The following is an 11,632-nucleotide window of genomic DNA, read 5'->3' as shown; positions in this document are numbered from 1 at the left end:
AATATTTTACAAAACACCGACTTCGGAGGATGTTTTAAGCCCCTGCAAGGGCAAGTTGTTTTGAGGTACGGAATTCATTTCGAGTGCCTCAAAACACAACTTGCTCTGTTCTGGTGAACAGATAATCCGTCCGCCTGTCGGCGGAACCGGATTTAAGATAGCAGGGAAAAACGGCTTTATGCCGTTCCAGTTGTTATCCCAATATTGATTTAATCCTTCCATTGATTGATCTGATTCCTGTTTTTACAAAGTAAATGATTGAATACAGGATTGTTGTGATGTGAAGGTTAGCCAAGAATTGCCAGTAAATGCCAATTACTACCAAGAGAATAAAAGCAAATACATAGCTGTATTTCTTTGTACTTATAAATAGACATAAGGATATAAGTAGGTACGGAGGTAACAACATAATGGCATAGATAGTAACATAGAAAAGTGCAGCTATATGAATTTAAATAGATAAATGAGTAAGTCGTTACTTTTCTGCTTACGGATATAAAGACATATTTAGATAGCTAAACAGTTTGATAAGTACTTGCCTAACTAAATAATGTTGTACAGAGAGATAAACCTATATACAGTAATTAGTAAATAACTGTGTAAATACATAAATAAGTAATTGGAGATATAAATAATTAAAAACCGTTGAAATATGAATACAAAACACAAAACAATATTTATCGCCTTTTCTTCTCAAAAGGGGGGTGTCGGAAAAAGTACATTTACAACACTTATTGCAAGTACGATGCACTATCGATTGGGCTACAATGTTGCGGTATTTGATGCCGATTTTCCACAACACAGTTTAATGAAAATGAAATCCCGTGATCTGGCTATGGTAATGGAAAATGAGCATTTAAAAAAGTTGGCGTACAAACAATTTACCACCATTAACAAAAAAGCCTATCCCATTATGCAACACAAAGCAGAAAGTGTATTGGAAGCGGCTCAGGAATTTTTGAATAGTTCTTCAGTCCCTATTGATGTTATATTTTTTGATCTTCCAGGAACGGTGAACACTCCCGGAATACTCAAAGCATTGGCAGGAATGCACCACATTTTTACGCCTATTACGGCAGATCGTTTGGTAATGGAGAGTACACTCGTTTTTACCCAGCTTTTGCAGGATGTGATTATGAAAAAAGGAGCAACTTCTATAGAGACTATTAATCTGTTTTGGAATCAGGTCGATGGCAGGGAAAGCACTCCCTTATATGATGTTTATAACCAACTTATTGAACAATTGGGATTGAGCCTAATGCAAAGCCAAATCAAGAATAGCACTCGTTTTCGTAAAGAAAGCGAAGAGAATAGCAAAACTGTATTTCGCTCTACAGTTATGCCTCCTGATGAACGTTTGATGAAAGCCTGTCATTTAGATTTATTTGTAAATGAATTTTTAAAAATCATTCAATTATAGTTTATGGAGAAAGATAATAAGAGGAAAACCACTCCTGAAATTAACGAGGAGTTGATGATGAACTTGATGGTCGATGGCGTAAAAAAGGAAGGCTTACAGCTTCCACCAGAACTGATTGAAGAATCACAAAAGGAAGTTCTTAAGTCTAAAGAATTTCCACGGGAGAAATTAGAAATTAAAGAAAAGACTAAAATCAAAAAGACAAGCGAACCAGATTACGAAAGTATTTTTTTCAAAAGACCAGATACCAATGCCCGTGATGGAAAAACGGTGTATATCCGGCCCGATTTTCACGAAAAACTATCCCGAATTGTTCAGGTAATTGGCGAAGACAAAATAACTATTTATGCTTATTTGGATAATTTGTTGAGCTATCATTTTCAGGAATTTGGTGATCAGATAACCAGGAGTTTTAATGATAAGTACAAACCTATTTTATAAGCCATGGAAATAGTAATTGTAATATGTTTACTGATTGTAATTGCTCTGCTTTTGCAAGATAAGATTGTTATCAAGATAGGAGTGGAGCAAAACCCAACGCAGGAAAAAACAAATCCAAAGCTGCCCGATATTATTGGGCAACCCAAAACGCTAAGAAGCCTTTCAGTGTCAAACAATGCTAATGAAAGTCAGAACAAAAAGCAGGAGGATAAAACGGATAATTTTGATGTTGAAATTGATGATCAAGATATCGAGAGTCAAATTCCGCAGGAAGAGCTGGACGAAGTTTCTGGAAATATACCTGATTTTGAGGACGAGGCTGAAGAATGGAATAGTTATGGAATATCCGATGGTGATAACGGTTTTGCCCAAGGCGTTACCTTTGAAGAGCTAAGCTCCGTGGGGATGCTGCTACAAAAAGAAAATTTGGAGCAATCTCAGAAGGAAAAAGCAATTGCTATAGTTCAGAAAATACAAGGAACCGAATTATTCAACCTACTGGAAAATTCTATGGAAAGTGCTTCACGAAAAATAGCTGAGCTATTAGACAGTAGCCTTTCTTCTGAAATAGAAACCAGTTCTTCCACTTTGCGGAAAAATGATTTAAAAGATTTTGATATTGGGGAGTTTGTGTGAGCTCCCCAATGTCAATTTTGAATTAATTAATGAAACCTATACTTTTTCTCTCTCTTGATAAATGCATCTTTACCTCCTTCAACTATATCAGCGATGTGTTGTCGAATTCCCATAGATTTTAATAAATCGGTTTCAGAACTTTTTTTATCAAAAGAATTTTCGATAGCCCCGTTTATATAATCGAACTTAAATACACTTGTTGATTGTTCTTCATTTTGACCTCTTTGATTAGCTACTATAACATTTTCGGCATCAGCATTCACAACAATATTAGCATTATGTGTGACAATAATTATTTGCCTTTCCAGCTTTTTGTTTCTAAGATAGTTAACTAAATCCGTTGTAATTGACCTATTATCAAGATTGTCTTCGGGCTGGTCTATTAAGATGGGGGCTTTAGATTTACTTAGACCTATAATTAGCATTAAGATAACAAAGCTTGCTTTACCTGTTGACATTTCTCCCAGCTTATCATTCTTGTACGTTATATCCCAGTAATCGAAGAAATAATCATCTAAAACAATTTTCGCAGCTGCTTGAACAGTAATTCTATTTGTAAGAACATATTTTTTCGTTATTAAATCATCAAATAACTTTATAACATCCTCTAAAATAGAATTAAAGTCTGCGAAATCAGTTGCTTTTTTGTTAGCTCCTAAAATACTGTACTGATTGTACGAAGCACTTCGACCATCACTTATTGCATAAATTTCTTTCCAAAGTTTTGCGTAATTGAATTGCGCTTTTCCGATAATCCCCAATCCGTCTTTTTCCAATTCAACCGTTCTACCTTTCAACGCTGCGATTATATCAAGATATTGCTGGTAACTATTTTTATAGATGGTAAAAATTTCATCCTTAGTTTCGCTAAGGAACTTTTTCTTGTCCTGTATTTTTTTAGAAAGAGTTTCGATATCTGACAATGATTTTTTGTCGTTTGATATCGATAGATTAAGTGTTTCGATAGATTTTTTTACCTGCTCATCTTTTAGGTACGGTTGAATAGCAGCATTTGTGCTTTTCTGTTCTTCATCAATATCTAAAAGAACATCCCGAAATTTACAATCTTTCGTAAAAGAACGTTTTCCTTGTTCATTTACTTCAATTTCAATTGATGCATTTATTTTATTAATCTTTTCAAGAAGATTATCTAAATTCCCATATTCGACTTGATAAAAATCTTTGATTTCTTGTAGTTGTAATTGCCCAACAATTGCATCCTTTTTCTGTTTAAGGCTTTTAAGATTTTGAGTTAATTCGGTACTAAAGCTTTGAATAGCTGAAAAGTCCTCTTTGAAATTTTGCAGTTTTGAGTTGTTACTTTCTAGTTTAGTTTGTAAAGCATTATATTCAGCAACTTGCTCAGGGGTAAGTCCTGTACTTTTATTTAATTCCTCAACCTTATGGGTGTTTGTTTCAATATTTTTTTCTAAAACGGATTTATTAGATTTAGTTTTCAAATCTATTTCTAAGGTGTCTATTTCATTTTGAGTTTCGAAATACAAGTCAATTTTCGTATTTCTCAATTTATCATTTTGAGAAACTTTAGTAACAAAATCTTGGTACCATTCCTTTGAAGTATCATCCTCTGTAACGAGGTCACGGACAAGTTTATTTAAGGATTTTCCTTTTTTATTAAGTTCCGGTTCGGCAAGCTTTACCAAGTAATTTTGCGGAATATATTTAATCTCTGGTAATATTGAATTTTCATCTTGTGGACGGATAAGTTTTTGGGTAAAACCTCCTTTGGTTATTATTTGAAAATCAAATCCATTCTCAATTTTGTCTAAATCATATTTATTTGTACCATCCTCATTTTGTAACACTGTCTGGTCTGTCGAAAGTGTTTTAGCTATTGCATAAAGCAGAATAGATTTTCCAGAAGATTTTCCTCCTATAATTACATTAAGATTAGGGTTAAGATAAATAGGAACAGTAGAAAATACATTGTTTGAAGAAATAAAAGAAACTTGCTCAATTATTAATTTTTCCTCCTTAAAATCAGGAGCTTCGTTCTGAATTTTAACCCTATGTTCTGGTTCAAAACAAATTTGTCGTAACCCCTCAAAATTCAAATTACTTTTTACCCAGGTAAATTTAGAAAATAAGTCTTCCTCTTTGTGAGCATCACATCCAACTACACAAGGCTTCAATGAACCTCTATGTAGGATAATGTCTTCGACTTCTTTTTTATAAATAGCGTCATTATATACTTCTATATGCTCTAATCTCTTTCCGATAAAGTATTTAATATCTTTTGGGTTTGCAGAAAATATAGCATCTGAAATATAATAAATAGATTTCCTTAAACCATCTAAACTGCCATTTTCATTCTCAAATAAGTCATAATGTTTTTGTGTTCCCGAAGCTCCGTCGTTATTTGAATTGCTTACAATAAGTAACGTATTATCCCTAAATTTTTTATTTGTCGATATAAGCTCTCGTAAAGACTTTAAATCTATAACAAAATTCTCAATACCTTTTTCGTATTGTTTGTGTAGTTCATTAATATTCGGATCTAAAGTTTTGCCATAGTTTGTTATTCCATGTCTATTCATTTTCACCCCATCTTGATTTTCAATATGAGAAAAGAAATCATTGTCCAAATCAGCTACATAGTCAGGGTTAAATAAACAATGGATATTTATTAGACGACCTTTATCTGTAGCTGGTAACATTCTCAATTCAACATTAGGAAAGATAAAAATGTCTTTAATGAATGTAATCTCTTCTGGGCTAAAGAGTTTCTCTCCAGTTGCATTTGCTTTATTTCCGATAGTATTCTTGTATTCAATTGCTTCAAGATATCTTTCAATCGAAAAATAATCAGTTATTGCTATTGCTGAAATTTCATGGTCGTAAGCCTTTTTAAAAAATGCATAAAAAAAATCCTCCATTGTAGTGGATGAAAATTGGTCATTTTTATTAGTTCCCTTAGTATGAATATGAAAATTCCACTTTCTCCATTCAGACCCTATATCTGCCATATTAATTATCTGTTATTTGGTTAAAATTTTATTCAAATCAATGTTTAAGATTTAATACCGCAAATATTAGCTAGATGTATGCAATACAACTGCACAGTATTGAAATTTTTATTTTTAGAACAAACTAACCAATCAAAGCATTTTGATTAACTACTTTTAGTAAATGGATTATTTTATGAATTTTCTCCTCTTCATCTTGGAAAATTCCTATTATTCCATTGTCATTTTGGGTGTTAAAAGGGCTTTGAGTAAGCATTTTGGTATCAAGAATTCCATTTTTATTAAGGTAATCAATAATAGTATTGACGAAGGTAATTTGATTGGCATTCAAATTTTCTTCTTGAATAAATGAAGCAAAATGTTTATTAGCAGCTTCTATATCCAAACCTAATATTTTTCTAATAAACATGCCTAAAGGTTGCTCTTCATATTCTTTGAACAGTCGTTCTTTACTTTCCGCTTCTTGCATCAAGAATTGTTCTAGTAATTCCAATTCTGAAGGTGTGATTGGGATGTTTTTATACAATTTGTCAATGACTAAATGTGTTCTGTTTTTTCGTATAAAGGACTCTACACGATCCTTATAACTTTGTAATCGGGTGTAACTGGCTAAAATATCCGTTTCTTTAACATTCGCTTCAATTAATTCATCGTCAAAATCAGAATAAATGGGTTTCTCTTTGTTGTCGTCTTTCAAGAATTGAATTAATCCTCTTAATTCTGTTCTCAATTGCTCTAATTTATTCAAAGAAATCGTAGACCAATACTCTTCAGTTTTGATTTTATTAATTGTTTCAATATGCTGATTAACTGCTGGTATGTTTCTTTTTACAAATAGCAATTCTCCTATGTTCACCATATTTTGAATCAGTGAAATTTGTCTTTTGGATTGTTTTAGTACCGCCAACTGCAACTGATAAACTAATTTGTCAAATTGCTTCGCAAATTCATCTTTGTCTTCGGTATAAGCAATTAAATGTGATAAATGCGTTTGTATATCCAACACATCCGATTGGTTTAAACTATTCCAATTTTCTCTTTTACTATATTTAAGGACAAATTCCAGATGCTTTTTAACTTCAAATCTACTTTGGTCTAATTCAACTATTTTGTGATGTAAAGCATTGGTGTATTCTTTTGCAATCAAATCATCACTTTCCGTAACATTTTGACTGTTTTGAATGGTAGTTATAATTTCTAATTGAGCTTCAAATAATTGTTGGGATAGCGGTTTGGCTGTTGTTCCTTCATAGCCATTAGGAAATTCTTCAAAAAATTCGAAATTGCCACAAATATCAAAGATTAAAAAGAATTCTTTATCTAACCCTTGACCAAAAATATCGGCGCATTTTCGGGTTCCTCGTCCAATCATTTGCCAATATTTGGAATAAGACTTTACTTCTTTAAAAAAGACCAAATTCAAGACTCTTGGCGCATCAACACCGGTATCCATCATATCTACCGAAACAGCAATCTGTGGTTCTATATCATCACCTTTAAAGAAGCAGAATTTTTCTAATAAGTCTTGTGCTTTGTCTTCGTAATTATCGATGACTCTCAAAAAGCTACCGCCAAATTCAGGATAGTTTTTATTGAAACGTTCCTCTATAAATATGGCATGGGTATGATTTTTTGCAAAAATGATGGTTTTACCTAATTTATCCCCGCTTTCTACACGTAAACCAAAACGCATTAGATAATCTAAAACGGTATCGACAGTGTCGTTATTAAACAAGAACGAATTGATTTTTGTTTTAGCTATTTCGGCTATTCCAGTTTCTTTTTCATCGCCCGGAACGCCGAATAATTCTTCGTAACGTTTTTTGTCTTTTTCGCTTAATTCAGAATATTTAACTCCTTTTCGAGGGAATTTAAGAGGAACTTTATAGGATTTTGGCGGTACCAAATGTTTCTCTGCAACGGCACGATCTAATTCATAAGAAAACGTAGGAACATCATCCTCAATCTCAAAAAGAGTGTAGGTATTTTTATCAATATCTTTTTTAGGTGTTGCTGTAAGTCCAATTAATATGGAATCGAAGTAATCGAATATGGCTTGGTATTTTTGATAAACGGAACGGTGTGCTTCGTCAATGATGATAACATCAAAATGTCCGATACCGTAAAAACGTTCGTCTTCATTTTTTAATGAATCAATTTTATTTAGAATCGTAGGGTAGGTAGAGAACACGACACGAGTTCCGAGTTCTTCTTTTTCTTTAGTCAAATCAACTGCTGACAGATGAGGTAAATGTTCTTTGAAAGCATTTTTTGCTTGGGTTACTAAGGCATTTCGGTCGGCAAGAAATAAGATTCTTTTTGCCCAATTGCATTTGGTAAACATATCCACGATAGCAGCAGCAGTCCGGGTTTTTCCGCTGCCGGTTGCCATTACTAATAATGCTTTTCTGTTTTTACCTCTCAATGTATTGTTTTGTGTTGTGACCAATGTTTCACCTACACGTTTTACAGCTTCTAATTGATAGGGTCTTTCAATAATGCTAGTATTCACTACAAAGTTTCTTATATCCTGACGTTCATAACGGCGTCTGATTAGTACTTGTAGTTCTTCTTTAGTATAAAATCCCTGAACCAATCGATCGGGATAAAATTGATCGTCCCAAAGGTGGGTTTCAAATCCATTAGTATAAAAAATAATAGGACGTTGACCAGTCATTTTTTCTAAACAATCGGCATACAAACTCGCTTGGTGTTTTCCTTTGCGGGCATCATGGAGTGTACTTTTGGCTTCAATCACCGACAAAGGTTTTCCGTTATCATCCCATAGTACGTAATCAACAAATCCTTTTCCAGTAGGATTAGTCGTTAATGGCATTCCAATTACTTCATACTCCAATTCTTTGTGTTCACGAAGATTGTCCCAACCCGCTTCTTTGAGTAATAAATCGATTAAAACTAGTCGGGTTTGGTGTTCGGATGTTAATTCGGGAACGGCTTGCTCAAAAGTAAATTCCTGACTTCTATTCTCTTTACGTTCGGCAATAAGTTGTTTTTGTTCGTCTAGTTGCTTTTTAAGTGATTCGTTTTCTTCGGCTAAGAGTTGCTGTTTTTTTTCTAAACGTTTGGCTTCCTCTCTTTCTTTTTCAATGGCAGTTGCCAATTCTTGTAACTGCTTAGTATTTTTATCATTGCTGTCTCCATAGGGAATATAGCGTTCGTCAAATAAAGCAATATCAGGATTGTTTGCACTATAATATTTGCTTAACCACGATAAAAATCGAAACGTATTTTTTAGTGATTGTAAGGCTTCTAAGGCTCTAACGTTTTTACCATGAGCGGCATTGTTACCATACAAACGTACCACATCCAGTTCTACTAACATACTTGGTTTTAGTATGGCTTTAAAACTGTCATTGTGTAGCAAAGCTCCAAGTTTAGTGTCATAAGGTAACTCTAAATCCTCATCGTTTTTATACAACCAGAATATGGTTTTCTCCAGGGTACTTCTACATAGCAAGGCGGCATAGCGAGGTGCTGTAAAAGTATTTTTTTCGGCTTCCTGTACTTCTTTGAAGATTTCCGGAAACTCTTTTTGAAGAAAACTAAAGTTACTATTCATAACGACTGTAATATTTGCCTCTAAAATACTATATTATTTTATACCAGAAACCAAATTATAAAGTATTTCTCCTTGAATGCTACGTCTGTATTTTTGGTCTTGGTGTGTTGGCTTTTCGGGAATAGTCATTTCTATCCACCCTAAATTAACCAATGGATCTAAATATTTTACTCTGTTATCAGAATGATTTTTTAAACCTATATAATCTAAGATATCTTTTCTTTTTTTAGGTTCATTTAATCCTTCTAAAACGACTATTGTTTTGTCATTTATTTCTCTTTTTATAATTTGAGTAGCTTGGTCACCAGCTTGGTCGTTAGCTTGGTCGCTCCATTGGTTATAAAAATATAAATGTTTGATATTGTTGGCTTTAGCTTGATCGTTCAGGGTTTTTAAAAAGTGACTAAGCTCGTTTAAATTTGTAAAAGGTACTACATTTTTAACAGTGGTTTTCTCTTCATTTGCCAATGAAAGTTTGTGTAATCTGATTGATTTGAGCTTTGGTAGTTGCTTAGTATAGTTTTTTATAATAATGCGTGTATGTAATTGGCAGTATCATCTAAGCCTACTTTCCGCAAACTTTCTAAGACTTCAAATTCGTCCATTTTTGGATTTTTTCTATTTAAAACCATTTCTTTGAATGCTTTTATAGCAATTTCTGGGTTTAGGTCAATTATATCGGTTAAGAAATCATCTGCACTTTTTGCTTTTACTCCAAATGAATTTAAATATTCCTCAGGAAAGTCTTTGAGATTATTGGTTACAATAACATTCGCATTTGATTTTATTGCAGCTGCAAGCACATGTCTGTCTTTTATATCTGGCAGCTCTAGTGAATCTATTAATTTCTCATAGTTATTTACTAAAGCATCCGGAAAAGCATGGTTTGCTTTTTGGGTTCTTTTGCTTGCTTCTTCAGGAGACAACCCCTTTCTGGTCATCACCTCATACCATTCTTCAAAAATAGTAGTACTCCATTTAGGCGTGTATAATTCATAATACGCAAACCAAAATAGCAAATCACGAATGACAATTGGGAAAATGACATTCGTATCTAAAACGGCTTTGAATTTTACACTATGAATCATATAAGCCTAATTCTTCATCTTGGTTCATCATCTCAATAATATGTTTCTTTTGCTCTTCTTTCATTTTTTGTTTGTATTTGATTACATCTTCAAACAATATTCTTCGGTGTTTGCCTACTTTAACAAAATCAATTTCACCTTCCTCTAATAGTTTCACTAGGTGTGGACGTGAGCATCCTAGTATTTCAGCTGCTTTTTGTGTAGTTACTTCAGTTGCAATTGGTACAATAGAAATAGGTTTTCCTTCACTCATGGCTTTTAAAATATCCCCCAAAAGCATTAATGCTCTTGATGGAATAATAATTTTATCATGCGTTTCTTCTATTTCTATTTCCGTTTCTACCTCTTTAATATGAGTTAAAGCCGCCGCTAAAGCTGCATAAGATTTTATAGCTGCTTTCTGTTCTACTTTTGTAGGCCTTTTTATGTTTTCAATGAGTTCCATAACTAAATTTATTAGACTACAAATATACAAAATAAATGAAATAAACGAAACAAACGAAAATACATTTATAACAGTTTTATTTATCCATATTAATCATCTCCAAAACGGAAAAAACTACTTTACTTCAATTCTGATCAATAATGTTTGAGTCTACAGTAATTATGGCTAAACTGAGCCATTTTTCAAATTTAAAAAATCTTCGCAAATACAAAACCAATATCAAATAAGTTTAAAAGCCCGCTTGATTGAAGTATATTTAAGACAATGTTATCTTACACTTTTTAATTCATAATATCTTTTATCAATTTCTATCAAAAGTTTGCTCATAAAAGTTTCAATATTCTGTAGTAAATTTTTAATAAATATTATTTCACTAATTTCAATTTGAAATTCATCTCCAATTTTGTTTAAAATTAAACCTTCTTGTGAAACTATTTTTTCTCTAGTCATTCCATTTTGATGAGCAATAGCATTTCTTATATTTCTATAGTCATCAAGTTCAGTGAACAATTTTTCTATGTCATCACTTTTAATTTCAAATACTTCATTTAAATAAATCCAATATTTATTTAAAGTACTTCCGTAATTATTAATCTTTTTTATTTTTACTTTAAGTTCAAATTCACTTTCTATTAATTCACAGATCATTTTTAGTCTTGATTCATAAAAAGAAAAAATTGATAAAATGGAAGAATATCTTTGGATTAACTGAAGTTCGTTTATTATAACTTCGTCCCAATAATATTTTTGATTAACATAAGATTCTTGCTCCTCCTTCGAAAGTAATTCTAAGCTTTTTTGGAAATCCTCTATGTTTTTATCAAGTGCAACTTTAGATTCACTAAGCGATTTTTCTTGATTCAGATTTAAATTTTTGAGAGCATCAAATGCAATTTGATTTTCAAATTCAAAATAATTTAAATCTGCCCATTTAAAAATGTTAATGTTATTAAAGTCAAGTTTCATTTTTTTAGGATTCTTAAAATTGTGGTCTCAATTAATTGTCTCTAACTAAACTCATCAAACTTAGCTTTC

Annotated in this window: 10 protein-coding genes; 3 read left to right on the top strand and 7 right to left on the bottom strand. The window is 32.4% G+C overall.

From position 1 onward, the window contains the following. Positions 1-6: 6 nt before the first annotated feature. Positions 7-222 (bottom strand): hypothetical protein, encoded by a 216-nt coding sequence (locus H599_RS0107010; RefSeq protein ID WP_026713478.1) that lies wholly within the window; start codon positions 220-222, stop codon positions 7-9. A gap of 430 nt (positions 223-652) precedes the next feature. On the opposite strand from H599_RS0107010, the gene H599_RS0107005 reads away from it, so the two are divergent. From H599_RS0107005 to H599_RS0106995, 3 genes are read left to right on the top strand one after another with little or no spacing between them, the layout of a single operon-like run. After that, positions 653-1,420, top strand: a complete 768-nt coding sequence (locus H599_RS0107005) for a ParA family protein (protein ID WP_026713477.1) — start codon at positions 653-655, stop codon at positions 1,418-1,420. Positions 1,421-1,423: 3 nt separating this feature from the next. Further along, positions 1,424-1,861, top strand: a complete 438-nt coding sequence (locus H599_RS0107000; RefSeq protein WP_026713476.1) for a DUF3408 domain-containing protein — start codon at positions 1,424-1,426, stop codon at positions 1,859-1,861. Between the two features lie 3 nt (positions 1,862-1,864). Then, complete coding sequence (locus H599_RS0106995; protein ID WP_026713475.1) at positions 1,865-2,497, top strand: hypothetical protein; 633 nt, start codon at positions 1,865-1,867, stop codon at positions 2,495-2,497. Between the two features lie 26 nt (positions 2,498-2,523). Here H599_RS0106995 and H599_RS0106990 read toward each other — a convergent pair whose 3' ends face one another. The 6 genes from H599_RS0106990 to H599_RS0106965 all read right to left on the bottom strand — a co-directional run bounded on the left by H599_RS0106990 (position 2,524) and on the right by H599_RS0106965 (position 11,563). Further along, a complete protein-coding gene (locus tag H599_RS0106990) occupies positions 2,524-5,484 on the bottom strand; it encodes a TrlF family AAA-like ATPase (RefSeq protein WP_026713474.1) in 2,961 nt (986 codons plus the stop codon). 124 nt (positions 5,485-5,608) lie between these two features. Further along, on the bottom strand, positions 5,609-9,064 hold the full coding sequence (locus H599_RS0106985) for a DEAD/DEAH box helicase family protein (protein WP_026713473.1): 3,456 nt from the start codon (positions 9,062-9,064) through the stop codon (positions 5,609-5,611). A gap of 33 nt (positions 9,065-9,097) precedes the next feature. Continuing rightward, positions 9,098-9,532 carry a Fic family protein gene (locus H599_RS0106980; RefSeq protein WP_026713472.1) on the bottom strand — a complete coding sequence of 145 codons (435 nt, stop codon included), beginning with the start codon at positions 9,530-9,532 and terminating at the stop codon, positions 9,098-9,100. 56 nt (positions 9,533-9,588) lie between these two features. Further along, complete coding sequence (locus H599_RS0106975) at positions 9,589-10,152, bottom strand: PIN domain-containing protein (RefSeq protein ID WP_026713471.1); 564 nt, start codon at positions 10,150-10,152, stop codon at positions 9,589-9,591. Further along, entirely contained in the window at positions 10,142-10,597 is a 456-nt protein-coding gene (locus H599_RS20995) for an excisionase family DNA-binding protein (protein WP_026713470.1), read from the bottom strand. Before H599_RS20995 ends, H599_RS0106975 begins: the two co-directional genes overlap by 11 nt. 267 nt (positions 10,598-10,864) lie before the next feature. Then, on the bottom strand, positions 10,865-11,563 hold the full coding sequence (locus H599_RS0106965) for a hypothetical protein (protein WP_026713469.1): 699 nt from the start codon (positions 11,561-11,563) through the stop codon (positions 10,865-10,867). Positions 11,564-11,632 lie beyond the last annotated feature (69 nt).

Source organism: Flavobacterium daejeonense DSM 17708 (genome assembly GCF_000425425.1).
In the GTDB taxonomy this organism is placed as follows: Bacteria; Bacteroidota; Bacteroidia; order Flavobacteriales; family Flavobacteriaceae; genus Flavobacterium; species Flavobacterium daejeonense.
The sequence above is the reverse complement of the archived record's forward strand: the minus strand, read 5'-3'. Positions and strand labels throughout refer to the sequence as shown.

Excerpts from the sequence above, each read along its gene's own strand:
- H599_RS0106965 (WP_026713469.1), bottom strand. The coding sequence starts at position 11,563 with ATGAAACTTGACTTTAATAACATTAACATTTTTAAATGGGCAGATTTA.
- H599_RS0106995 (WP_026713475.1), top strand. The coding sequence starts at position 1,865 with ATGGAAATAGTAATTGTAATATGTTTACTGATTGTAATTGCTCTGCTT.
- H599_RS20995 (WP_026713470.1), bottom strand. The coding sequence starts at position 10,597 with ATGGAACTCATTGAAAACATAAAAAGGCCTACAAAAGTAGAACAGAAA.
- H599_RS0107005 (WP_026713477.1), top strand. The coding sequence starts at position 653 with ATGAATACAAAACACAAAACAATATTTATCGCCTTTTCTTCTCAAAAG.
- H599_RS0107000 (WP_026713476.1), top strand. The coding sequence starts at position 1,424 with ATGGAGAAAGATAATAAGAGGAAAACCACTCCTGAAATTAACGAGGAG.
- H599_RS0107010 (WP_026713478.1), bottom strand. The coding sequence starts at position 222 with ATGGAAGGATTAAATCAATATTGGGATAACAACTGGAACGGCATAAAG.
- H599_RS0106975 (WP_026713471.1), bottom strand. The coding sequence starts at position 10,152 with ATGATTCATAGTGTAAAATTCAAAGCCGTTTTAGATACGAATGTCATT.
- H599_RS0106990 (WP_026713474.1), bottom strand. The coding sequence starts at position 5,484 with ATGGCAGATATAGGGTCTGAATGGAGAAAGTGGAATTTTCATATTCAT.
- H599_RS0106985 (WP_026713473.1), bottom strand. The coding sequence starts at position 9,064 with ATGAATAGTAACTTTAGTTTTCTTCAAAAAGAGTTTCCGGAAATCTTC.